General features: G+C 60.9%; 19 protein-coding genes, 1 pseudogene and 1 riboswitch. Of the genes and pseudogenes, 13 read left to right on the top strand and 7 right to left on the bottom strand.

The window, feature by feature from the left end:
* Window positions 1-53: 53 nt before the first annotated feature.
* Window positions 54-248, bottom strand: a pseudogene (locus LOY67_RS28675) (HAMP domain-containing protein); the annotation flags it as partial.
* Window positions 249-1,550: 1,302 nt separating this feature from the next.
* On the opposite strand from LOY67_RS28675, the gene LOY67_RS22895 reads away from it, so the two are divergent.
* A complete protein-coding gene (locus LOY67_RS22895) occupies window positions 1,551-2,366 on the top strand; it encodes a M48 family metallopeptidase (RefSeq protein WP_144927627.1) in 816 nt (271 codons plus the stop codon).
* 136 nt (window positions 2,367-2,502) lie between these two features.
* Here LOY67_RS22895 and LOY67_RS22890 read toward each other — a convergent pair whose 3' ends face one another.
* From LOY67_RS22890 to LOY67_RS22880, 3 genes are all read right to left on the bottom strand, one after another.
* Window positions 2,503-3,087: a TMEM165/GDT1 family protein gene (locus LOY67_RS22890; protein ID WP_265064561.1), complete on the bottom strand. Its 585-nt coding sequence runs from the start codon at window positions 3,085-3,087 to the stop codon at window positions 2,503-2,505.
* A 90-nt stretch (window positions 3,088-3,177) separates the two neighbouring features.
* A riboswitch (yybP-ykoY riboswitch) is annotated at window positions 3,178-3,296 on the bottom strand.
* 51 nt (window positions 3,297-3,347) lie between these two features.
* Window positions 3,348-4,346 carry a class I SAM-dependent methyltransferase gene (locus LOY67_RS22885; protein WP_265064560.1) on the bottom strand — a complete coding sequence of 333 codons (999 nt, stop codon included), beginning with the start codon at window positions 4,344-4,346 and terminating at the stop codon, window positions 3,348-3,350.
* A gap of 33 nt (window positions 4,347-4,379) precedes the next feature.
* A complete protein-coding gene (locus LOY67_RS22880; protein ID WP_265064559.1) occupies window positions 4,380-5,345 on the bottom strand; it encodes a 2-hydroxyacid dehydrogenase in 966 nt (321 codons plus the stop codon).
* A gap of 268 nt (window positions 5,346-5,613) precedes the next feature.
* Here LOY67_RS22880 and LOY67_RS22875 point away from each other — a divergent pair, with 268 nt between their 5' ends.
* The 6 genes from LOY67_RS22875 (at window position 5,614) to LOY67_RS22850 (ending at window position 15,528) form a co-directional block, all read left to right on the top strand.
* Window positions 5,614-6,243: a LysE family translocator gene (locus LOY67_RS22875; protein WP_265064558.1), complete on the top strand. Its 630-nt coding sequence runs from the start codon at window positions 5,614-5,616 to the stop codon at window positions 6,241-6,243.
* A gap of 248 nt (window positions 6,244-6,491) precedes the next feature.
* A complete protein-coding gene (locus tag LOY67_RS22870; protein ID WP_265064557.1) occupies window positions 6,492-8,174 on the top strand; it encodes a fatty acid--CoA ligase in 1,683 nt (560 codons plus the stop codon).
* 332 nt (window positions 8,175-8,506) lie between these two features.
* A complete protein-coding gene (locus tag LOY67_RS22865; protein ID WP_265064556.1) occupies window positions 8,507-10,399 on the top strand; it encodes a DUF1302 domain-containing protein in 1,893 nt (630 codons plus the stop codon).
* A gap of 24 nt (window positions 10,400-10,423) precedes the next feature.
* Window positions 10,424-11,788, top strand: coding sequence for a DUF1329 domain-containing protein (locus LOY67_RS22860; protein WP_265064555.1), 1,365 nt, complete (start codon window positions 10,424-10,426; stop codon window positions 11,786-11,788).
* 351 nt (window positions 11,789-12,139) lie between these two features.
* Window positions 12,140-14,875 (top strand): LuxR C-terminal-related transcriptional regulator, encoded by a 2,736-nt coding sequence (locus tag LOY67_RS22855; protein ID WP_265064554.1) that lies wholly within the window; start codon window positions 12,140-12,142, stop codon window positions 14,873-14,875.
* Between the two features lie 152 nt (window positions 14,876-15,027).
* Entirely contained in the window at window positions 15,028-15,528 is a 501-nt protein-coding gene (locus tag LOY67_RS22850; RefSeq protein WP_265064553.1) for a methylated-DNA--[protein]-cysteine S-methyltransferase, read from the top strand.
* Window positions 15,529-15,622: 94 nt separating this feature from the next.
* On the opposite strand, the gene LOY67_RS22845 is transcribed toward LOY67_RS22850, so the two are convergent.
* Entirely contained in the window at window positions 15,623-16,057 is a 435-nt protein-coding gene (locus tag LOY67_RS22845) for a YhcB family protein (RefSeq protein WP_024778106.1), read from the bottom strand.
* A 148-nt stretch (window positions 16,058-16,205) separates the two neighbouring features.
* Between LOY67_RS22845 and LOY67_RS22840 the strand changes: the two genes are divergently transcribed.
* The 3 genes from LOY67_RS22840 to zapE all read left to right on the top strand — a co-directional run bounded on the left by LOY67_RS22840 (window position 16,206) and on the right by zapE (window position 19,413).
* Complete coding sequence (locus LOY67_RS22840; RefSeq protein ID WP_265067816.1) at window positions 16,206-16,835, top strand: alpha/beta hydrolase; 630 nt, start codon at window positions 16,206-16,208, stop codon at window positions 16,833-16,835.
* A gap of 25 nt (window positions 16,836-16,860) precedes the next feature.
* Window positions 16,861-18,216 carry a tryptophan--tRNA ligase gene (locus tag LOY67_RS22835; RefSeq protein WP_265064552.1) on the top strand — a complete coding sequence of 452 codons (1,356 nt, stop codon included), beginning with the start codon at window positions 16,861-16,863 and terminating at the stop codon, window positions 18,214-18,216.
* A gap of 102 nt (window positions 18,217-18,318) precedes the next feature.
* A complete protein-coding gene (gene zapE / locus LOY67_RS22830; RefSeq protein ID WP_265064551.1) occupies window positions 18,319-19,413 on the top strand; it encodes a cell division protein ZapE in 1,095 nt (364 codons plus the stop codon).
* A 172-nt stretch (window positions 19,414-19,585) separates the two neighbouring features.
* Here the strand turns inward: zapE and LOY67_RS22825 are convergent, their stop codons facing one another.
* Window positions 19,586-20,482 carry a GlxA family transcriptional regulator gene (locus tag LOY67_RS22825; protein ID WP_265067815.1) on the bottom strand — a complete coding sequence of 299 codons (897 nt, stop codon included), beginning with the start codon at window positions 20,480-20,482 and terminating at the stop codon, window positions 19,586-19,588.
* Window positions 20,483-20,725: 243 nt separating this feature from the next.
* Between LOY67_RS22825 and LOY67_RS22820 the strand changes: the two genes are divergently transcribed.
* Window positions 20,726-21,862 (top strand): acyl-CoA dehydrogenase family protein, encoded by a 1,137-nt coding sequence (locus LOY67_RS22820; protein ID WP_265064550.1) that lies wholly within the window; start codon window positions 20,726-20,728, stop codon window positions 21,860-21,862.
* An 89-nt stretch (window positions 21,863-21,951) separates the two neighbouring features.
* On the opposite strand, the gene LOY67_RS22815 is transcribed toward LOY67_RS22820, so the two are convergent.
* Entirely contained in the window at window positions 21,952-22,992 is a 1,041-nt protein-coding gene (locus tag LOY67_RS22815) for an NADP(H)-dependent aldo-keto reductase (RefSeq protein ID WP_265064549.1), read from the bottom strand.
* Window positions 22,993-23,236: 244 nt separating this feature from the next.
* Here LOY67_RS22815 and rplM point away from each other — a divergent pair, with 244 nt between their 5' ends.
* Window positions 23,237-23,665 (top strand): 50S ribosomal protein L13, encoded by a 429-nt coding sequence (gene rplM, locus LOY67_RS22810; RefSeq protein WP_024781110.1) that lies wholly within the window; start codon window positions 23,237-23,239, stop codon window positions 23,663-23,665.
* Between the two features lie 14 nt (window positions 23,666-23,679).
* Window positions 23,680-24,072, top strand: coding sequence for a 30S ribosomal protein S9 (gene rpsI, locus LOY67_RS22805; protein ID WP_003228056.1), 393 nt, complete (start codon window positions 23,680-23,682; stop codon window positions 24,070-24,072).
* Window positions 24,073-24,245 lie beyond the last annotated feature (173 nt).

Below are 24,245 nucleotides of genomic sequence, written 5' to 3'. Positions count from 1 at the left end.
CTGACGCTCTGCACCGAGGTCACCACCTGGGTGATCATCCCCTGCAGCTTGCTCAGGAACGTGTTGAAGCCCCTGGCAATCGCGCCCAGTTCGTCGGCGCGGTCGCTCACCAGGCGACGGGTCAGGTCACCTTCACCCTGGGCAATGTCATCGAGCATCGCCACCATTTGTTTGAGCGGCCGGGCAATGCCGTGGCCCACCAGCCAGATCACCAGCAGACCGATGCCGGCAATCACCAGGCCCACCATCGCCATGCCGAAAATGTCGGACTGGCGCCGGTCGTTCAGGTCTTTCTGCAACGCTTGCAGGTCGGCCATCACCGCGCTCAGCGGCAATTGCAGCATCAGCGTCCAGCGGGCATCGGTCTGGCCGATGCCGAACGGCAGGTAGACCTCGATATGTCCTTGTGCCTCATCGATGTCGTAACGGACTTCGCCGATACCGAGTTTGCCGAGGTTGTTCAGGTCATTGGCATCGAGTACATCACTGGCCTTTTCTCCCAGTTTGGCCGGATCTTTCGTATAGGCCACCAGTCGGTTGTTATTGGACAGCAAGGTCATTTCCCCGGCGCCGTCGTACAGCTTGCCGTCGGCGGCGACGAGCATGTCCTGAATGAAGTTCACCGATAGGTCGGCCCCGACGATGCCCTGGAACTTGCCATCGACGAGGATCGGCTCGATGAACGAGGCGAGCATGGTCATGGTGTCGCCGACGCGGTAGGGCGCCGGGTCGATCACGCAGGCTTTGCGGCTGTCCTGGGAGCACAGGTAGTACTCACTGGCGCGGATGCCGGTGGACAGCAACTTCTGGTCGGTCACGTCGGCGAGTTTTTCCAGGCCCAGGGTGCCGTCCTGGTTGCGGAACCACCACGGCAGGAAACGCCCATTGGTTTCCATTCCCACCACGGGGCTGTTCACGTAGTTGGCGTCGTCGTGGTCGATGGCGTTGGGTTCCCAGGCGATGTAGGCGCCCAGGACTTTTGGATTGCGCACCACGGTTTCGCGCAGCAGGCTGATCATCTGCTCGCGAGCAATCTTCAAGGATGGGTTGCCGTCCGTGCCTTTCATGCCCATCAGCGCGTTGGTGGTGGCCAGCCCCTTGGCGAGCTGCAGCGGCGCTTCCAGTTCCCGTTGGATCAGGCTGGCCTGGGTACGGGCCAGGGCGCTGAGGCGCTGTTCGATGAGTTGTTCGAACTGCGCCTTGGTCCGTTGTTGCACCATGTCCTGGGTACGGGCCCCGGCGAACAACGCGTACAGCACCAGGGCAGCGACCACGCTGAGCACGATGGCACCGGCCAGGGCGGCCACGGAAAACTGGATCGACTTGAATTTCATAAAGGCTCCGGACGCGGAAATGACGTCTGGAGTTTGTATCGGCGTTGAGAGGGCCCGGCATGAGGCGCTGTTCGTCGGGTGACTGTTTTTGAATCGTGAGTGTCGCTAATGGCGTGGGGTGGGATCTGTCCGAAATAGCTGTAATCCCTCGTTGTATATCTGGCGCCGATACCAATCACCGCATAGGATACGACCACGTTTCCAGGGAGCTTTTATATGCACAAGACGTTGATGGTGAGTGTACTCGGCACGAGCTTGCTACTTGCCGGTTGCCAGTCGGTGAATACCACCAGTGGCGGTGCCGTGGGCGTGGAACGCAAGCAGTACATGTTCAGCATGCTGTCGACCGATGAGGTCAACCAGATGTACGCCCAGTCCTACCAGAAGACGGTGGGCGAGGCGAGCACCCAGGGCGTGTTGGACAAGACCAGCAGCGAAGCCAGGCGCGTCCAGGCCATTGCCGACCGATTGATTGCCCAGGCCCCGGTGTTCCGCCCGGACTCGGCGCAATGGAAGTGGGAAGTGAACCTGATCAAGAGCGACGAGCTCAACGCCAACTGCGGTCCTGGCGGCAAGATCATTTTCTACACCGGGTTGATCGACTCGCTGAAGCTGACCGACGATGAAATCGCTGCGGTCATGGGCCATGAAATCGCCCACGCCCTGCGCGAGCACGGGCGGGAAGCGATGTCCAAGGCCTACGGCATCGAGATGGCCAAGCAAGGCGCCGGTGCGTTGTTCGGCCTGGGTCAGGACAGCCTGGCCCTGGCCGATACCGTGGCCAACTACGGCATGACCTTGCCCAACAGCCGTGCCAACGAGAACGAAGCCGACCTGATCGGCCTCGAACTGGCCGCCCGCGCCGGCTACAACCCGAATGCCGCCATTACCTTGTGGAACAAGATGAGCAAGGCTTCGGAAGGCGCACCACCGGAGTTCATGAGCACTCACCCTGCGTCCAGCAGCCGGATCGCTTCGTTGCAGGCGGCGATTCCGAAGGTGATGCCGCTTTACCAGCAGGCCAGGAAGTAACCGTTCTCCGAGGTGAGGCTACTGACCTCATCGCGAGCAGGCTCGCTCCCACAGGGGATTTGCAGTGACCACATTTTTTGTGAGCACTGGCGCCCAATGTGGGAGCGAGCCTGCTCGCGATGAACGATCACACGGTTTAAACCCATCCACTGCTCTGCATCGCCTTGTACACCGCCACAATCGCCAGGACGAAAAATGCCGAGGCGGCCAGGCGGCGGATCAGGGTAAGGGGCAGTTTATCGGCGGCGAAATTGCCGGCCAGTACCACCGGCACGTTGGCAATCAGCATGCCCACGGTGGTGCCGATGATCACCAGCCACAGCTCCGGGTACTGCGCGGCAAGCATCACGGTGGCGATCTGGGTCTTGTCGCCGATTTCCGCCAGGAAGAACGCGATCAGCGTGGTCAGGAAAGGGCCGAACCTGCGGGCGGTGCTGGCTTCTTCGTCGTCCAGTTTGTCCGGCACCAGGGTCCACAGCGCCGTGGCGGCGAAGCTTGCTGCCAGGATCCAGTGCAACACCGCATCCGAGAAAATACTGCCCACCCAGGCCCCCACGGCTCCGGCTGCCGCATGGTTGGCCAGGGTCGCGGCGACAATGCCGGCGATGATCGGCCAGGGCTTGCGAAAGCGAGCCGCAAGCACAAGCGCGAGCAATTGCGTCTTGTCGCCGATTTCGGCCAGCGCAACGATGGTGGTGGGTACGAGGAAAGAGTCCAGCATCAGGTGATTCCTAGAGGGGCGGGTCGACACGGCTATGACACGTACAGCCTTCCCGCCCCGGGTAAGGTGTGCGTGTCATAGGTCTTGTCAAACCCTGCGACCGGTTCCGGACGCTTGGGCCGCATACGCCATGGTCTGCTGACCAAGTATGTTGACGTATGCCGGGCGAGCTGGGCGCTCGCGGGAGACTACTCCCCTAGGACGGAGCGGATTCTGCCTAGGCAAATCCGATTGGGCAAGTGCTGCGTCTTAAAAAGCTTTCAACCGCGCTTGGCCCGGTAGATGCGAAAACCCTGGCCTTCGGCCTTGATGGTGCACATGCCCAGATGCTCTTCGATCAGCGGCTGGTACTTGAGGAAGCTGTTCGCGACCAAGCGCAGTTCGCCACCGTTTTTCAGATGTTTGGCGGCTTTTCGCAGCAGGTTTTCCGTCGCGTAGTAATCGGTGTGAACGCCGACATGGAACGGTGGATTGCTCAGGATCGCGTTCAGGCCCATCGGCGCCGCATCGATACCGTCACCGGTCAACACCTCGGCTTCGAGCCCATTGGCAGCCAGGGTCAGACGGCTGCTGGCGGCGGCGAAAGCATCCACGTCCAGCAATGTGACAGTGTTGTGCGGGTAGCGACGCTTGACCGCTGCCCCGAGCACACCGGCACCACAACCGAAGTCCAGCAGATGACCGCTGGGCAGTTTGTCCAAGTGTTCGAGCAGCAGCGCGCTGCCGCGATCCAGGCGACCGTGGCTGAACACCCCCGGCAGGCTGATGACCTTCAACGGACCTTCCTCCAGGGGCAACTCGTAGGTCTGGGCCAGGCTTTCCAAGGGCTTGGCCTGCGGAGCGCTGGCGACGGTGACCTGCCACAGCTGGCAATGCCGGGCGCTGTCGAGCTTGCGCGGTTTGCCGAACGGGTTGAGCTGCTTGGAAGCGCCTTCGATGCCGCTGCGCTTTTCCCCCACCAGATACACCTCGCGACCGGCCAGCCGCGAGGCCACGGCATTGAGGATGTAGTCCGTCAGGTCCTTGGCCTTGGGCAGGAATACCACCGCGCTGTCGAACCCTCGCGAGGGGACGTCTACGCCAAAGTGGCTGCGCTCGGGGAAGCGGGCGTCCAGTGCGGCCTGATCGCCCGCGTGCCAGCACCAGCCATGGGCGTCGGGCAGGCGGCCGAGCAGGTCGTCGGCGGGCAGGCCGGCCAGCAGGACCGAACCCTGGAATAGCTCGGCCTGACGAAGCAGTACTTCACTGCGCGGATCCATGGTCTGCTCCTTGAAAAAAAGTGCGGCAGTTTATCAACTGACGACCCGTCGCGCTGTACCGCTGAAAAAGCCCTGGGCATTTTCCGTCAGTTGGCCGACGATCCGTTGTCGCGCCTCGCGGCTGCCCCAGGCGTTGTGGGGCGTGACGATCAGGCGGGGAATGTCGTTGGCCAGCAGCGGATTGCCCTGGCTCGGTGGCTCCACGCTCAGCACATCGGTGGCCGCGCCGCCCAGATGACCGCTGCGCAGGTAATCGGCCAGGGCTTGCTCGTCGATCAGGCCGCCACGAGCGGTGTTGACTACGAAAGCGCCGGGCTTGAGCATCGCCAGTTCCCGGGCGCCGATGAAGTGGCGGGTATGTTCATTGAGTGGGCAGTGCAGGGTCAGGGCGTCGACTTGTGACAACAGTTGCTCCAGCGGCAAGCGCTCCGGACGAGCAGGGCGTCCGGGAATCTGTCCCAACAGCACGCGCATGCCAAAGGCTTCCGCCAGCCGCCCGACGGCGCTGCCCAGTTCACCATGACCCAGCAGGCCCAGGGTTTTGCCTTGCAGTTCGACAATGGGGTAGTCCAGCAGGCAGAACTGCGACGCCTGCTGCCAACGCCCTTCGCCCACTGCCTTCTGATAATCGGCCAGCCGCGTCGCCAGGTTCAGCAACAGCATGATCGTGTGCTGGGCGACCGATGGCGTACCGTAGCCCTGGCAGTTGCACACCGTAATGCCGTGATGGCGAGCGGCCGCAAGGTCGACATTGTTGGTGCCGGTGGCGCTGATCAGGATCAGCTTCAATTCGGGGCTGGCGGCCATGGCAGCTGCATCGATCACGACTTTGTTGGTGATCGCCACGGTGGCGCCCTTGAGTCGTTCGATCACCTGCTCCGACGTGGTGCGGGCAAACAGTTGCAGCGCGCTGAAGCAGTGGCGCAGCGGCTCCAGGTCCAGGTCGCCAAGATCCAGGGACGGGTGGTCGAGGAAAACTGCGCGGCCGGTATTTGTCATCAGCTGTACCTTTTCTGTCTGGAACCGAAGGCGTAAGGTGGCGAGCCTATCAGATGAATTGTGGCTGTGGCCCACCCTGGGCTACACCTGCTGTAGGAGCTGTCGAGCGAAGCGAGGCTGCGATCTTTTGATCTTTCGCTTGAGATTCAAGCGTCAGTGAAAAGATCGCAGCCTCGCTTCGCTCGACAGCTCCTACGAAGCCCAGCGGGGATAAATCTCCTCGCCACAGAAGTCGATGTCTGTTTCGAAATTGCGTCCAGGAGCCTCCATGTACCTCACCGAATTCCTCACCGTCGCCCTGATCCACCTGCTGGCGGTTGCCAGCCCCGGGCCGGATTTTGCCGTGGTGGTGCGTGAAAGCGTGACCCATGGCCGCCGCGCCGGGACCTGGACGGCGCTGGGCGTCGGCACGGCGATTTTCCTGCACGTCGGGTATTCGCTGTTGGGTATCGGCCTGATCGTGTCGCAGTCCATCGTGCTGTTCAACGCGCTGAAATGGGCCGCCGCCGCGTACCTGCTGTACATCGGCTTCAAGGCGCTGCGGGCGCAACCGGCCAAGCCGAGCGAGGACAATCTGCACAAGGAGGCTGGCGAGCGGACCGCCCGCGGCGCATTCACTTCGGGCTTCGTCACCAACGGCCTGAACCCCAAGGCGACGCTGTTCTTCCTGTCGCTGTTCACCGTGGTGATCAATCCTCATACGCCGCTGGCGATCCAGGCCGGCTACGGTGTGTACCTGGCGCTCGCGACGGCTGCCTGGTTCTGCCTGGTAGCCATGCTGTTCAGCCAGCAACGGGTACGCGCCGGTTTTGCCCGCATGGGCCACTGGTTCGATCGGACCATGGGCGCGGTTCTGGTTGCTATTGGTGTGAAGTTGGCGTTTACCGAGATGCACTGACTGGCTCCGCCTCTCTTTTTTGCCGCCACTGCAGAAATCGCGATCTCCTTGACCTTCTGCAGCCTGGGCGTTGACGGGGACAGTCCTGGCAGGAATCAAGATTCAACGTATCTGAGAAGGGTGGGTTGATGGCTCCGGGCTAGCATTCGCTGGGCGATCAAATCATTCCTTTGGCTGATTTGAACCGTGTATAAGCGCTCTAGAGTGCTTACTTCCAGTCACGACCATGCAGTCAGAAAAGGATTCTTATGTTGCAGACTCGCGTTATTCCTCCCGCCGAAGGCGCTTATCAATATCCACTGCTGATCAAGCGGCTGCTGATGTCCGGTGTGCGTTACGAGAAAACCCGCGAGATCGTCTACCGTGACCAGTTGCGCTACAGCTATCCGACGCTGATCGAACGGGTGGCGCGGTTGGCCAACGTGTTGACCGAGGCCGGGGTCAAGGCGGGTGATACCGTGGCGGTGATGGACTGGGACAGCCATCGCTACCTGGAATGCATGTTCGCGATTCCGATGATCGGTGCGGTGATCCACACCATCAATGTACGCCTGTCACCGGAGCAGATCCTCTACACCATGAACCACGCCGAGGACCGCTTCGTGCTGGTCAACAGCGAGTTCGCCGGGTTGTACCAGGCGATAGCCGGGCACCTGACCACGGTGGAGAAAACCCTGCTGCTGACCGACCTGCCGGAAAAAACCGCTGACCTGCCCAACCTGGTGGGCGAGTACGAGCAGTTGCTGGCGGCCGCCAGCCCCGTCTACGACTTCCAGGATTTCGACGAAAACTCCGTCGCCACGACCTTCTACACTACCGGCACCACGGGCAATCCCAAGGGCGTTTACTTCACCCACCGGCAACTGGTGCTGCACTCCCTGGGCGAGGCGACCGTCATGGGCGCCATCGACAGCGTGCGGCTGCTGGGCACCAACGACGTGTACATGCCGATCACGCCGATGTTCCATGTCCATGCCTGGGGCCTGCCGTACGTGGCGACCATGCTCGGCCTCAAACAGGTCTATCCGGGCCGCTACGACCCCGAGTTCCTGGTCCAGTTGTGGCGCAAGGAGAAAGTCACCTTTTCCCATTGCGTGCCCACCATCCTGCAGATGCTTCTCAACGCCAAGAGTGCCCAGGGTACCGATTTCGGTGGCTGGAAAATCGTCATCGGCGGTAGCGCCCTGAATCGCAGCCTGTACGAAACCGCCAAGGCCAAGGGAGTCCAGCTCACCGCCGCCTACGGCATGTCGGAAACCGGTCCGCTGGTGTCCTGCGCCCACCTCAACGAGGAATTGATGGCTGGCAGCGAAGACGAACGCATCAGCTACCGGATCAAGGCTGGTGTACCGGGCCCTCTGGTGGAGGCGGCGATCGTCGACGCCGAAGGCCGATTCCTGCCGGCGGATGGCGAGACCCAGGGCGAACTGGTGCTGCGCGCGCCGTGGCTCACCGAAGGCTATTTCAACGAACCGCAGAAGGGCGCCGAGCTCTGGGCCGGCGGCTGGCTGCATACCGGCGACGTCGCCACGCTGGACAGCATGGGCTTCATCGACATCCGCGACCGTATCAAGGACGTAATCAAGACCGGTGGCGAATGGGTTTCGTCCCTGGACCTGGAAGACCTCATCAGCCGTCACGTGGCGGTACGCGAAGTAGCAGTGGTGGGCATTCCCGATCCGCAGTGGGGCGAGCGCCCGTTTGCCTTGCTGGTGATTCACGAAGGGCATCAGATCGGGGCCCGCGAGCTCAAGGAGCACCTCAAGCCATTTGTCGAGCTGGGGCACCTGAGCAAGTGGGCGATCCCGAGCCAGATCGCCCTTGTTACGGAAATTCCCAAGACCAGCGTCGGCAAGCTCGACAAGAAGCGCATCCGCCTCGATATCGTCGAATGGCAGAGCAACAACAGCGCTTTCCTGTCCACGCTTTAAGGTCTTCCTGCCGTGCCCGAAAGGGCACGGCAGCCCCACCAAGCAAGCGCTTGCCTTGTCAAACCGCAAATTTCAGCCATCCTTGCCGTGCCGATATCCGTCGGCCTGGCAAAGGACTGTTCCAGAATGGTCGGGGGCTGCAAATCACACTTTAGAGGGATCAAGCCGTACTACCTGCTGGCTATAGTCCGCTCAAGGATTTTCAAGAATGGGGCACCTGCACGAACGGGCGATGCGACTTTGAATGAGTGCCGCAACCCTGCCGTTGGCCGTCGAAAACGTTCTTTGAAGATACCCCCTGCCATAACAATAAAGAACATGGAGTAGCGTCGATGACCTCTGCAAACACGTTCTGGCGCCGGGCAAAACTGCCTCTGGCGGTCAGTCTCGCCTCGTCACTCGCCGGGCCTGCGTTCGGCGTCAGTTTCAACATCGGTGAAATCGAAGGCCAGTTCGATTCGTCCCTGTCGGTGGGGGCTAGCTGGTCCACGGCCAATGCCAACAAGGACCTGATCGGTGTCAACAACGGTGGCAGGGGCCTGTCCCAGACCTCCGATGACGGCCACCTGAACTTCAAGCGCGGGGAAACCTTCTCGAAGATCTTCAAGGGTATTCATGACCTGGAATTGAAGTACGGCGATACCGGTGTGTTTGTGCGGGGCAAGTATTGGTACGACTTCGAACTCAAGGACGAGAACCGTCTGTTCAAGGACATCAGCGACAGCAATCGCAAGGAAGGCGCCAAGTCTTCCGGCGGGCAGATTCTCGACGCCTTCGTTTATCACAACTACGCCATTGCCGATCAGCCGGGCTCCGTTCGTTTGGGCAAGCAGGTCGTCAGTTGGGGTGAAAGTACCTTCATCCAGGGCGGCATCAACTCCATCAACCCGGTCGATGTGTCCGCATTCCGTCGCCCCGGTGCCGAGATCAAGGAAGGCCTGATCCCGGTCAACATGTTCTATGTGTCCCAGAGCCTGACCGATAACCTGTCGGCCGAGGCGTTCTATCAGTTGGAGTGGGACCAGACCGTTGTCGATAACTGCGGGACGTTCTTTTCTCAGCCGGATGTGATTGCGGATGGATGTACGGATAATCTGCGGGTGCTGAGGAGTGCTTCTGCGATTCCTGCGTCAGTTATGCCGACGTTGAATGCGTTGGGTGTGAACATCAATGAGGAAGGTGCGCTGGTGCGCCGTGGCCCTGACCGTGATGCCCGTGACAGCGGCCAATTTGGCGTGTCATTCAAGTACATGTTCGATCCGCTGGACACCGAGTTTGGCGCTTACTTCATGAACTACCATAGCCGTGCTCCGATTTTTAGTGGTCATGGAGCGCCGGCGAGCGCTTATAACCCGGCGACATTGGTGGGTTCGCTGATCGGTGCTGGTATTCCGCCTGGTGTCGCGGTTGGTCTGGCTCCGACCTTGCTGCCCATGGTGGTGGCGGGTAATTCCAGCTACTACGTTGAGTACCCTGAAGATATCCGTCTGTATGGCCTGAGCTTCTCCACTACATTACCTACAGGTACCGCGTGGAGTGGTGAAGTCAGCTACCGGCCAAATGCACCGGTTCAACTCAACACCACTGACATTCTCTTTTCCGGCCTGACGCCACTGAATCCCAATGTTTCTGTACTTCAAGGGCAGCCTGGGCAGGATCAACAAGGGTATCGCCGCAAAGAAGTAACCCAACTGCAGACCACGTTGACCCACTTCTTTGACCAGGTCATGGGGGCTGAACGGCTAACCTTGGTAGGCGAGGTTGGCTTTACTCATGTCGGCGGTCTGGAGAGCACATCGAAGGCGCGTTACGGCCGCGATCCGAGTTATGGTCCCGGTCCGCTGCCAAATGGGCAGTGTGCGACATTGAACACTTCCACCCTGGCAGGCGGCGCGCAGAACAACGTTAGTCGTTATTGCGAAAACGACGGTTTCACTACCGCCAATTCCTGGGGCTACCGCGCCCGGGCTATCTGGGATTACAACGATGTTTTCGCTGGGGTGAACCTCAAGCCCAACGTCGCCTGGTCTCATGACGTCAGTGGTTACTCGCCTGGTCCAGGCGGCAACTTCGAAGAGGGACGTAAAGCTGTGAGCCTGGGCATCGATGCCGAATATCAGAACACCTACAACGCGAGCCTGGCATACACCAACTTCTTCGACGGCAAGTACACCACCGTGGACGACCGCGACTTCCTGGCGCTCAGCGTCGGCGTGACCTTCTAAGCACCGTATTCAGGACGACACACTATGAAAATAACCAAGAGTCTGTTGCAGGCCGGTGCCCTGGGGTTATCCCTGCTGGCCGCCAGCGTCATGGCGGCGGTGCCTGCGGGCGAGGCCGACAAACTGGGCAAGAGCCTGACGCCGATGGGCGCCGAAATGGCCGGTAATGCCGACGGTTCGATCTCTGCCTGGAAGCCCATGGCGAAGAACGCCGGTAGCGTGGACAGCAAGGGATTCCTCGCCGACCCGTATGCCAGCGAGAAACCGCTGTTCACCATCACCGCGCAGAACGTCGAGCAGTACAAGGACAAGCTCGCGCCGGGCCAGTACGCGATGTTCAAGCGCTACCCGGAAACCTTCAAGATGCCGGTCTACCCGACCCATCGTGGCGCCACCGTACCGGATGAGGTGTTCGCCTCCATCAAGAAGAACGCGGTCAACACCAAGCTGGTGTCCGGCGGCAATGGTCTGGAAAACTTCGAGACGGCCGTGCCGTTCCCGATCCCCCAGAGCGGCGTCGAGGTGATCTGGAACCACATCACCCGCTATCGTGGCGGCAGCGTGACGCGCCTGGTGACCCAGGCCACGCCGCAACCCAACGGTTCCTACAGCCTGGTGTACTTCCGCGACCAGTTCGTGTTCCGCGACAAGATGAAGGATTTCGATCCGGCCAACCCCGGCAACATCCTGTTCTACTTCAAGCAGCAAGTGACCGCGCCGGCGCGTCTGGCCGGTGGTGTGCTGCTGGTGCACGAAACCCTCGACCAGGTGAAGGAGCCGCGTTCGGCGTGGGTCTACAACGCCGGCCAGCGTCGGGTGCGTCGTGCGCCACAGGTTTCCTATGACGGGCCGGGTACCGCCGCCGATGGCCTGCGTACCTCCGACAACCTGGACATGTACAACGGTGCGCCGGATCGCTACGACTGGAAGCTGGAAGGCAAGAAAGAGCTATACATCGCCGCCAACAGCTACAAGATCGACTCGCCACAACTCAAGTACGCCGACATCCTCAAGGCCGGCCACATCAACCAGGACCTGACCCGCTACGAGCTGCGTCGTGTCTGGCATGTCACCGCGACCTTGAAGGAAGGCCAACGCCACATCTACGCCAAGCGTGACTTCTTCATCGACGAAGACACCTGGCAGGCGGCGGTGATCGACCATTACGACGGTCGTGGCCAACTGTGGCGCGTTGCCGAGGCCCATGCCGAGAACTACTACGACAAGCAAGTGCCGTGGTACGCCCTGGAAACCCTCTACGATTTGCAGTCCGGTCGCTACCTGGCCCTGGGCATGAAAAACGAAGAGAAATCGGCCTACGACTTCGGCTTCACAGCCACCACCGCGGACTTCACGCCGAACGCGCTGCGCCAGGACGGTATCCGCTAAACCGCTTTACCCCGAGGCCGCATCCTCGAATAAACGCCCCGACTGGTTCGGGGCGTTTGTTTTTGGGGGGTAAATACAAAATTGTGGCGAGGGGATTTATCCCCGCTGGGCTGCGAAGCAGTCCTGAAAAGGAAAAAGTTGTTCTTTCTGATTCACCGAGGTGACTGGCTTTGGGGGCGCTTCGCACCCCAGCGGGGATAAATCCCCTCGCCACAGAAGCGGTGTTTGCAGCGCCAGTCAATTTGTAGTCTTTTTGTAGCCATTTGTAGCACTCCCTTCAATACCTCTTCGTTTACGGCTAGTCTGCGGACATCTGCAACGCCGCCACCTGCATCTAAACAAGAGCCGGCCATGACTGATCTGTCTTCACTTCCGGATTCTGCCCGCGCAGCCATCGCGGTACAGGACGGGCGCTTCTACCGACCGCCTCTGCCCGACGGGCACGTCGTGCGGCCGCGGTTGTGCGAGCGGTTAAGTGCGGGTCTTGGCGGCAGGTTGCTGTTGGTCAGTGCGCCGGCGGGGTTCGGCAAAAGCTCCCTCGCGGTGGAGTTCTGCCAGAGCCTGCCAAGTCATTGGCAAAGCCTCTGGCTGGGGCTCAATGCCAGGGACAATGACCCGGGACGCTTTCTGGAGCGGCTGCTCGAAGGGCTCCAGGCGCTCTTTCCACTGCTGGGCGGCCGGGCAGCGGGGCTGTTGAAAATGCGCCAGCGCCATCAACCCTTCGCGTTCGAAGAATGGCTCGACGGCCTGTTGGATGAGTTGACCAGCCACCTGACGCCCCGCGATCCCTTGCTGCTGGTGCTCGACGATTACCACCTGGCCCAAGGCCCCGTGCTGGACCGCTGCCTGCAGTTTTTCCTCAATCACCTGCCCGATGGCTTGCTGGTACTGGTCACCAGCCGCCAGCGGCCGAACTGGCACCTGGCGCGCCTGCGCCTGTCGCGGCAATTGCTCGAACTGAACGAACAGGACCTGCGCCTGACCCATGGCGAAGCCCTGACACTGCTCGAACATCACAGCAGCTCATTGCGCGGTGAAGCGTTGGAAAACCTCATCCAGCGCAGCGAAGGCTGGGTGGCCGGGCTGCGTTTCTGGTTGCTGGCCGCCTCCGAAGCCGGGTCCGAGGGCCGGCTGCCCCAAGCGCTGCACGGCGGGGAAGGGCTGATCCGCGATTACCTGCTCGAAGAAGTCATCGATTGCCTGCCCGCCGAGGTGCAGGCGTTTCTCTACGACACCGCGCCACAGGATCGCTTTTGCAGTGAGCTGTGCGATGCGGTGCGTGATGCCCATGACAGTGCCGAGATCCTGCAATATCTGGCGGCCCATCAAGTGTTCCTTGTGCCCCTGGACGAGCACGGTCATTGGTATCGCTATCACCACCTGTTTTCCGATCTGCTGCGCAGCCGCCCCAGCGCACCGGCCATGGTGCCGGCCGCCACCTTGCATTTGCGCGCCTGTCGCTGGTTCAACGCCCGGGGCCTGATCGACGAAGCCGTGGAGCAGGCGTTGCGGGCCGGGCACCTGGATGTGGCGGCGAACCTGGTGCAGACCCTCTCGGAGGAACAGTTGCTGGCGGAGCAGAACGTCGGCATGTTGCTGCGCTGGAAGATGGACTTGCCCGACAGCCTGCTCATCAGTACCCCAAGATTGATCGTGCTCTACAGCTGGGCGCTGGGGCTGGCCTGTCAATTGGACGCTGCCGAAGAGCTGGCCGCGCACCTGAGCCGTTTCCTGCCGGCACCGTCGGCCACCGCGCAGAAGTCCATGCTCGCCCAATGGTTGGCCCTGAGCGGGATTGTCGCCCGTGGCCGTGGGGATCGTGAGGCCACGGTGCGTTATTGCACCGAAGCCCTGGAGAGCCTGCCGCACAAACGCTACGGCCAACGGCTGATGTGCCTGTCCACGCTGTCGAACCTGGCGATTGCCGATGGTGACCTGTGGCGCGCCCGTGGCTTGAACCGCGACTCCCTGGAACTGGCGCAGCGGGTCGGCAACCCGTTGTTCGAAGCCTTGGCCCACTACGACCGTGCCCGGGTCCTCCAGGCGCGGGGAGAAATCCTGCGGGCGCTGGATGAAGTACGCCAGGGCCTGCAACGCTTGCACAAACTCTCGCCCCAAAGGCTTTATGCGGTACGGGCGCGGTTGATTCTCTACGAAGGTTTCCTGCTGACCTTGCGCATGCAGCCCCAGGCCGGATTGGCCCGGTTGCAGGCCGGCCTTACCGAAGCGCGGGCCTGTCGCGACATCAGCGTGCTGCTCGGCCACTGTGTGATCGCCCGTATCGAAGGCAATAATGGCGAGTTCGCCCGGGCCTTTGCCGAACTGGCCGAAGCCGAGCGCCTGATGCACATCTGGGACGTTCCGCCGATCTACTACCTGGCGATGATCACCCTGGTCAAATGCGAGCTCTGGCTGGCCCAGGGCCGCACCGAGCTGGCCGAAGCCTGGCTGGCGCGGCTGGGACGGACCTACACCGGCGAGCAGGCCGCCGCACCACCGGAATTCCACCCGCAACTGCCGTTGCATGTCGAACTGCAACAGGCCGTGCTGGAGTCCATCCGGGGCCAACCGATGCTGGCGGAAGGGCGGCTCAACGCCTTGCTCGAACACGGCCAGCAAACCGGTCGGCAGATGCTCAGCGTGATGGCCCTCAACCAGAAAGTCGCCTTGCTGCTGAGTACCGGGCGCGAGCCGGCGGCCCGTAGTACCCTGGCCCAAGCTTTCGAAGCGGCCGCCGGCGGTGTACTGCAACCGTTCGAATGGCTGCTGGGCGACCCGCATCGGGAATGGCTGCGCGAGCAACTGCTGCACGCGCCATCCAGCACCTTGTGCCAGAATCTGCTTGAACGCCTGCCGACGTCGACGCAACCTGTCGACTCCCCTGCACCTGTTGAAAGCCTCAGCAGCCGTGAACGGGCGGTGCTGCAACTGATTGCCCAAGGCTGTTCCAACCAGGAAATCAGCGAGCAGTTGTTCATTTCGCTGCACACCGTCAAGACCCACGCCAGCCATATCAACAGCAAGCTCGGGGTGGAGCGTCGAACCCAGGCGGTGGCGAGGGCGAAGGAGCTGGGGTTGCTGGGCTGAACCGTGGCCGGTAGGAGCTGGCGAAGCCTGCGATCTTTTGATCTTGATCTTGATCTTTCGCTTGCGATTCAAGTGTCAGGGGAAAGATCGCAGCCTCGTTGCACTCGACAGCTCCTACGCAGTTCATACGCAACGCTTTTTGAGGAGTTCCGATGTTACCGCGGTACAAAACCATCCAATCCCCGGTTGGCCAGCTGATCCTCGTCGCCCGAGGCGCAAGACTGGCTGCCATCCTGTGGGAGAACGAGCGACTCAACCGTGTGCGCCTGGGCCCCCTGGAGGAAGACATTCATCACCCGGTGCTCAAGGACACCGAGCGTCAACTGATGGAGTATTTCGCCGGCCAGCGGCGCCGTTTCGAGCTGGAACTGGACTTTGTCGGCACTGACTTCCAGAAGCGGGTCTGGCAGGCACTGCTGACCATTCCCTTCGGCGAAACCCGCAGTTACCGCGACATTGCCATCCAGATCGGCCAGCCGACTGCGGTTCGGGCGGTGGGCGCAGCCAACGGGCGGAACCCCATTTCGATCATCGCGCCTTGCCACCGCGTCATCGGCACCTCCGGCAGCCTCACCGGTTTCGCCGGCGGGCTGGCAGCCAAGCAATTGCTGCTCAGCCTTGAAGGCCAGCAGAGCCTCCAGTTGGCGTTCTGATTCCGCTGGGCAGGCCTCGCCCATCGAAAACCTACACCCATGAAAAAGCCCGCCCGATCACAGGATCGGGCGGGCTTTTTGGGGCATTTGCGGCTTACTTCTTCAAACCGTAATGCTCATCGAGCATGCCGGGCGAATTCGGTGCCTTGGGCGCGTAGTCCCGAGGTGGCTCCTGATCCCTTGGCGGAGTCAGGCGTTCCCGTGGAGCCTGCGCCGAGTCGGCGTGCAGGGCAGCCAGCAGGCGCTGGCGAGTCTGTTCGTCCAGGGCCAGGCGATTGGCGCCCTCGGACAAATGATCCTGAACATCCTGGTAGCTCTGGGTGAGTTTCTTCACCAGAGAAGCGGTGGCGTTGAAGTGGGTGACCACCTCATTCTGATAACTGTCGAAACGTTCCTGGATGTCGTCCAGCTGACGTTGCGTGCTGTTGGGCACTGCGTTGGGCAGCAGTCGGGCAAGCAGGAATCCAATGGCGACACCGGCAACCAGGGCAAGAGTCGGCAACAACCAAACTAAGAGCGAGTGTTCCACGAGTCCTTCCTCTATAAACGGCTTTGCTTTACGTTAACGGCTCGGACCTGCGCTGTATACCGCGAAGAACATCGCAATCATGCCAGGCACAGACTTTTAGCTAGACGAGTCGACCCTATCCGGGGTCACGGAGTTCTTTCCCTTGCTTATGCGCGAAACCCCTGTAGTCATCGAAGGCCCGGTGGGCCAACTGGAAGCCTTGTACCTGGACAGCGAGGCGCCCCGTGGCCTGGCGCTGATCTGCCACCCCAACCCGGTGCAAGGCGGGACCATGCTCAATAAAGTGGTCTCGACCCTGCAACGCACCGCCCGGGATGCCGGCCTGGTCACATTGCGTTTCAATTATCGTGGTGTCGGCGCCAGTGCCGGCAGCCATGACATGGGCTCCGGTGAAGTGGACGACGCCGAGGCCGCCGCCACGTGGCTGCGGGAAAAACACCCGCAACTGCCTTTGTACCTCTTCGGCTTTTCCTTCGGCGGATTCGTCGCGGCCAGCCTTGGCGGGCGGCTTGAAGCCCAGGGGCAATCGCTCAAGCACCTGTTCATGGTGGCCCCGGCGGTGATGCGCCTGGACGCGCAATCGCCCTTGCCAATGGGGAGCGAGTTGACGGTGATCCAGCCGGAAACGGACGAAGTCGTCGATCCCCAGTTGGTCTACGATTGGTCCGATGCGCTCCAACGCCCCCATGAGCTGCTGAAAGTGGCAGAATGCGGACACTTTTTTCATGGCAAGCTGACCGATCTCAAGGATCTGCTCCTGCCCCGCCTTTCGAATTGACAGCAGTCTGAACAAGCGATAATCCATGACGACTCGTACCCGTATCCTGACCGGCATCACCACCACCGGCACCCCACACCTGGGCAACTACGCCGGCGCCATCCGCCCGGCGATTCTCGCCAGTCGCGACAGCAATGCCGATTCGTTCTACTTCCTGGCCGACTACCACGCCCTGATCAAATGCGATGACCCGCTGCGTATCCAGCGTTCGCGCCTGGAAATCGCCGCGACCTGGCTGGCCGGCGGCCTGGATGTGGATCGCGTGACCTTCTATCGCCAGTCCGATATCCCCGAGATCCCGGAACTGACCTGGCTGCTGACCTGTGTCGCCGCCAAGGGCCTGCTCAATCGCGCCCATGCCTACAAGGCCTCGGTGGACAAGAACGTCGAGACCGGCGAAGACCCGGACGCCGGTATCACCATGGGCCTGTACAGCTACCCGGTGCTGATGGCCGCCGACATCCTGATGTTCAACGCCCACAAGGTGCCGGTCGGTCGCGACCAGATCCAGCACGTGGAAATGGCGCGGGACATCGGCCAGCGCTTCAACCACCTGTTTGGCCAGGGCAAGGAGTTTTTCACCATGCCCGAGGCGCTGATCGAAGAAAGCGTCGCCACGCTGCCGGGGCTCGATGGCCGCAAGATGTCCAAGAGCTACGACAACACCATCCCGTTGTTCAGCAGCGCCAAGGACATGAAGGACGCCATTTCGCGGATCGTCACCGACTCCCGTGCACCGGGCGAAGCGAAGGATCCGGACAATTCGCACCTGTTCACGCTGTTCCAGGCCTTCGCCACCCCGGCCCAGTCAGCCGAATTCCGCAGCGAGCTGTTGCAGGGCCTGGGTTGGGGCGAAGCGAAGAATCGTCTGTTCCAGTTGCTCGACAGCGAACTGGGTGAGTCCCGCGAGCGTTATCACCAGTTGATCGAACGTCCGGCGGATCTTGAAGACCTCCTGCAACTGGGCGCGAAAAAAGCCCGGGCCGTGGCGACGCCGTTCCTCAACGAACTGCGCGAAGCCGTTGGCCTGCGTTCGTTCGTCAGCCAGGTTCAAGTAGCGGCCAGCACCAAGAAGAAAGCTGCCAAGGCGGCACGCTTCGTCAGCTTCCGCGAAGACGATGGCAGTTTCCGTTTCCGCCTGCTGGCAGCCGATGGCGAGCAACTGTTGCTGTCTCGTCATTTTGCCGATGGCAAGACCGCAGGCCAAGTGACCAAGCAACTGCAGGCCGGCCAGCCACTGGACGTACGCAACGAGGCGGCGGGTTTCAGCGTCTGGCTCGAAGGCGAATGCGTGGCGGACAGCCCGGCTTTTGCGGACGATGCTGCCCGGGATGCGGCCATCGATGCGTTGCGCGTGGCGCTGACACCCGCCCAGGACTGATCCGAAGCATCATCCGACCATCGGCCTCGAATAAGGGCCGATTGCCATTCCTGCGGGCCGTCGCTACAGTGACGGCCCGTTTTTGTTGCCTTGCTAACGAATATGACCCCCCTAGAACGATATCAAGCTGATCTGAAGCGCCCGGAGTTCTTCCACGACGCAGCCCAGGAAACGGCAGTGCGGCATTTGCAGCGCCTGTACGACGACCTGATCGCCGCGTCGAACAACAAGCCGGGCTTGTTGGGAAAACTGTTCGGCAAGAAGGACCTGGCACCGGTCAAGGGCCTGTACTTCTGGGGTGGCGTGGGCCGTGGCAAGACCTATCTGGTGGACACCTTCTTCGAGGCGCTGCCGTTCAAGGAAAAGACCCGCACGCACTTTCACCGCTTCATGAAGCGGGTGCACGAAGAGATGAAGACCCTGGGTGGCGAGAAGAACCCGCTGACCATCATCGCCAAGCGTTTCGCCAGTGAAACCCGGGTGATCTGCTTCGATGAGTTTTTCGTGTCCGACATCACCGACGCGATGATCCTCGGCACCTTGATGGAAGAGCTGTTCAAGAACGGCGTGACCCTGGTCGCCACGTCGAACATCGTGCCGGACGGCTTGTACAAGGACGGGCTGCAACGGGCGCGCTTCCTGCCGGCCATTGCGTTGATCAAGGAACACACCGAAATCGTCAACGTCGACAGCGGCGTCGACTACCGTCTGCGTCATCTCGAACAGGCGGAGCTGTTCCATTTTCCGCTGGACGCCGCGGCCGAGGAAAGCCTGCGCAAGAGTTTCCGCGCCCTGACCCCGGAATGCACCCAGGCGGTCGAGAACGATGTGCTGATGATCGAGAACCGCGAGATCCGCGCCATCCGCACCTGTGACGATGTGGCCTGGTTCGACTTCCGCGAACTGTGCGACGGCCCGCGCAGCCAGAACGACTACATCGAGCTGGGCAAGATCTTCCACGCCGTACTGCTCAGCGGCGTCGAGCAGATGAGCGTCACCACCGACGACATCGCCCGTCGCTTCATCAACATGGTTGATGAGTTCTACGACCGCAACGTGAAGCTGATCATCTCGGCCGAAGTCGAACTCAAGGACCTCTACACCGGTGGTCGCCTGACGTTCGAATTCCAGCGGACCTTGAGTCGTCTGCTGGAAATGCAGTCCCACGAGTTCCTGGCGCGGGCGCATAAGCCTTAGGCTGATTCGGAAAGTAAAAAGGGCCTGCGATTGCAGGCCTTTTCATGTGCACCGCATAACCCTGTGGGAGCGAGCCTGCTCGCGATAGCGGTAGACCAGTGGCATTGATGTCCACTGACACACCGCTATCGCGAGCAGGCTCGCTCCCACAGGGAAGTGTCGGTGCTCAATCTTACGCGGCCCGCTGAAACTGCTGCCGATACTGATTCGGCGACAGGTCGGTGTGTTGCCGGAACAGCCGTGCGAAGAAGCTCGCATCGTCGTAGCCGACTTCGTAGCTGATGGTCTTGATGCTCTTGCGGCTGCCGGACAGCAGGCCCTTGGCGGTTTCGATGCGCAGTCGCTGCAGATAATGCAGTGGTTTGTCACCAGTGGCGGTCTGGAAGCGGCGCATGAAATTGCGAATGCTCATGCCGTGTTCCCGGGCGACATCCTCGAAACGGAACTTGTCGGCGAAGTGCTCTTCGAGCCAGTGCTGGATCTGCAGGATGATCACGTCCTGATGGAGTTTCTGCCCGCCGAAACCGATCCTGCCCGGCGAATAATTGCGCTGCACTTCATACAGGATGTCTCGTGCTACCGCCTGGGCGACGTGGGCACCGCAGAAGCGTTCGATGAGGTAGATATAGAGGTCGCACACCGAGGTCGTGCCGCCGGCGCAGAACAGATTGTCGGCGTCGGTCAGGTGCTTGTCCTGGTTCAGGTGCACCTGGGGAAAACGCTCCCTGAAGGCGTTGAAGAAGCGCCAGTAGGTGGTGGCTTCCTTGCCATCGAGCAGCCCGGCTTCGGCCAGCCAGAACACGCCGGTGGCTTCGCCGCACAGTACGGCGCCGCGCGCGTGCTGTTCCCGCAGCCAGGGCAATACCTGGGGATAGCGTTGGCAAAGGGTGGAGAAGTCATCCCAGAACGCCGGCAGGATAATCACATCGGTATTTTCCAGGCCGCCATCCACCGGCATGATCACCTCGCTGAAGCTGTTCACCGGTTTGCCATCGGGGCTGACCAGGCGAATTTCGAACGCCGGTGTCAGGCCCTGGCCCAGTTGTTTGCCGTAGCGCAGGCTGGCCAGGTGGAAGAAGTCCTTGGCTTGCATGAGGGTGAAAGCGAAAACCCGGTCGACTGCCAGGATGCTGACGCGCCGCAAGGGCGTGGAGGGGTGCATAGACATGATTTCATCTTGTTTTTATAGGGGAAAGTGGTCACCAGACGGCTGGATCGTCTTATTTTTTGTCGGATGTGTCCAGTGTCCTGTGGCACATCGCGGGCTTAGGCTCTGTCGGATAACCCATCCAACAATAATCCAAGGTGCGCCATGATCCCGAGAACCCTGTTCAGCCCCGAGCACGAATTGTTTCGCGACAGCGTGCGAACTTTCCTGGAAAAAGAGGCCGTGCCGTATCACAGCCAGTGGGAAAAACAGGGGCATGTCGATCGCCGGCTCTGGAACAAGGCCGGGGAGGCGGGGATGTTGTGTTCACACTTGCCGGAGGCCTATGGCGGGCTCGATGCGGATTTTCTCTACAGCACGGTGGTGATCGAGGAGATCGGCCGCCTGGGGCTGACCGGCATCGGCTTCTCGCTGCATTCCGATATCGTTGCGCCGTACATCCTGCATTACGGCAGCGAAGCGTTGAAGCACAAATACCTGCCGAAACTGGTGTCCGGCGAAATGGTCACGGCCATCGCCATGACCGAACCCGGCGCCGGTTCCGACCTGCAAGGGGTGAAGACCACGGCGGTGCTGGACGGCGATGAATACGTCATCAACGGTTCGAAGACCTTCATCACCAATGGCTTTCTCGCCGACCTGGTGATCGTGGTTGCCAAGACCGATCCGAAAGCCGGCGCCAAGGGCACCAGCCTGTTCCTGGTGGAAGCGGGCACGCCTGGCTTCGAGAAGGGCAAGCGCCTGGAAAAGGTCGGAATGAAGGCCCAGGACACGTCGGAATTGTTCTTCCAGGATGTCCGGGTGCCGAAGGAAAACCTGCTCGGGCAGGCCGGAATGGGCTTTGCCTACTTGATGCAGGAGCTGCCCCAGGAACGCCTGACTGTCGCCATTGGTGGCCTGGCCTCGGCCGAGGCGGCGTTGCAATGGACGCAGGACTACACCCGTGATCGCAAGGCCTTTGGTAAAAGCATCGCGGACTTCCAGAACACCCGCTTCAAACTGGCGGAAATGGCCACCGAGATCCAGATCGGCCGCGTCTTCATCGACCGCTGCCTGGAACTGCACCTGCAAGGCAAGCTCGACGTGCCGACGGCGGCGATGGCCAAGTACTGGGGCACGGACCTGCAATGCAAGGTGCTCGACGAGTGCGTGCAGTTGCACGGCGGTTACGGTTTCATGTGGGAATACCCGGTGGCCCGGGCGTGGGCGGATGCGCGGGTGCAGCGGATCTATGCGGGGACCAATGAGATCATGAAGGAGATCATTGCGCGGTCGCTTTGATGATGGGGTGATCGTTCCCACGCAGAGCGTGGGAACGATCAGCAACCCTTGTGGGAGCGAGCCTGCTCGCGATTGGGTCTACGGGTCGGTCAAGGCGCTGGGTTAGGCTGATCCTTGTGAATCGCCTCGATCCCCGCCAGCACTTCGTCCGACAGCTTCAGGTCGAAGCTTTCGATGTTGCTGTCCAGTTGTTCCAGGGTGGTGGCGCCAATGATGTTGCTGGTCACGAACGGTTGTTGTGTGACGAACGCCAGGGCCATCTGCGCCGGGTCCAGGCCATGTTCACGGGCGAGCGCCACATAACGGCTGCACGCCGCTTCCGACTGTGGATTGAAGTAGCGCATGAAGCGGCTATAGAGCGTCAGGCGGCCCTTGGCCGGCCGTGCGCCGCCTTCATATTTGCCCGACAGGAAGCCGAACGCCAGGGGCGAATAGGCCAGGAGGCCGCACTGTTCGCGGATGGCGATTTCCGCCAGGCCGATCTCGAAGCTGCGGTTGAGCAGGTTGTACGGGTTCTGGATCGACACCGCTCGCGGCCAACCACGGGCTTCGGCCAGGGCGAGGAATTTCATGGTGCCCCACGGCGTTTCGTTGGACAGGCCGATATGGCGGATCTTGCCGGCACGAACCTGTTCGTCCAGGGCTTCAAGGGTTTCTTCCAGCGGGGTGAAGTCTTCATCAGCCTTGTGCTTGTAGCCCAGTTGCCCGAAGAAGTTGGTGCTGCGTTCCGGCCAGTGCAACTGGTAGAGATCGATCCAGTCGGTCTGCAGGCGCTTGAGGCTGGCGTCCAGCGCTTCGACGATGTGGCGGCGGTTGTGCTTGAGATTCTTGTCGCGGATGTAATCGATGGTGTTGCCGGGGCCGGCGATCTTGCTCGCCAGGATCCAGTCGGCACGGTCGCCACGGCGCTTGAAATAGTTGCCGATGTAGCGCTCGGTGGTGGCATAGGTCTCGGCCTTGGGCGGGACCGGGTACATCTCGGCGGTGTCGATGAAATTGATGCCGGCACCCTTGGCGCGTTCGATCTGGGCGAAAGCCTCGGCCTCGTTGTTCTGCTCGCCCCAGGTCATGGTGCCGAGGCACAGGGCGCTCACGTTCAGATCGGTACGGCCTAGCTGGCGATAGTCCATCGGGGACTCCTTGGCAAAACAATCATAAAAGCAGGTTGAAATATTTTTCGCAATCTGCATAATTGCGCACCTCTTTCTGCAGTGGAAGTGATGCGCCGCCGCCGAAGAATCTTGCCGTTGAACGGACGCGCCGACCCGAGCCCCCGAAAGCGTCTGTATCCGGCTGCCTTTGACTTGTCAAAGTACGCACTATTCAGTAAGATCCGCCGTCTAATTTACAGGGCGGCCCCTGAGGCTATAAAGAATGAAAACTTTTACTGCTAAACCGGAAACAGTACAGCGCGACTGGTTCGTCGTCGACGCTGCTGGTCAGACCCTGGGTCGTCTGGCCACCGAAATCGCGAGCCGTCTGCGTGGCAAGCACAAGCCTGAGTACACCCCTCACGTTGACACCGGCGACTACATCGTCGTGATCAACGCCGAGCAAGTACGTGTTACTGGCGCTAAAACCACTGACAAAATGTACTACTCCCACTCCGGTTTTCCGGGCGGCATCAAGTCGATCAACTTTGAAAAGCTGATCGCCAAGGCCCCTGAGCGCGTGATCGAGACCGCGGTTAAAGGCATGCTGCCTAAGAACCCACTGGGTCGCGACATGTATCGTAAGCTGAAGGTTTATGCGGGCGCTGCTCACCCTCATACTGCTCAGCAGCCCCAAGAACTGAAGTTTTAACGGAATAGTTCATTATGTCGGCGACTCAAAATTACGGCACTGGCCGTCGCAAGACTGCAACCGCACGCGTTTTCCTGCGTCCGGGCACTGGCAACATCTCCATCAACAACCGCTCCCTGGATAACTTCTTCGGCCGCGAAACTGCCCGCATGGTAGTTCGTCAGCCGCTGGAGCTGACCGAGACCGTCGAAAAATTCGACATCTACGTCACCGTTATCGGTGGTGGTGTAAGTGGTCAGGCTGGCGCAATCCGCCACGGCATCACTCGCGCCCTGATGGACTACGACGAAACCCTGCGTAGCGCCCTGCGCAAAGCTGGCTTCGTGACTCGCGACGCCCGTGAAGTTGAACGTAAGAAAGTCGGTCTGCGTAAAGCGCGTAAGCGTCCGCAGTACTCGAAGCGTTAATTTCGCTTCCGCTTTCAAAAGGCGCCCAGTTCCTCACGGAGCTGGGCGTTTTTTTATGGGCGAAATAAATGCTCTGTGACAACTTGCCACATTCGTAGAGCCCCTATACTACAAGGCTTGGCGGTAGGGCCGCTTGGTAATTACCTTGTCAGAATTGGGGGTTTTCATTACCA

Origin of the sequence: Pseudomonas sp. B21-056 (assembly GCF_026016325.1) — a bacterium.
Lineage (GTDB): Bacteria > Pseudomonadota > Gammaproteobacteria > Pseudomonadales > Pseudomonadaceae > Aquipseudomonas.
This window is presented reverse-complemented; position numbering and strand designations above follow the sequence as displayed.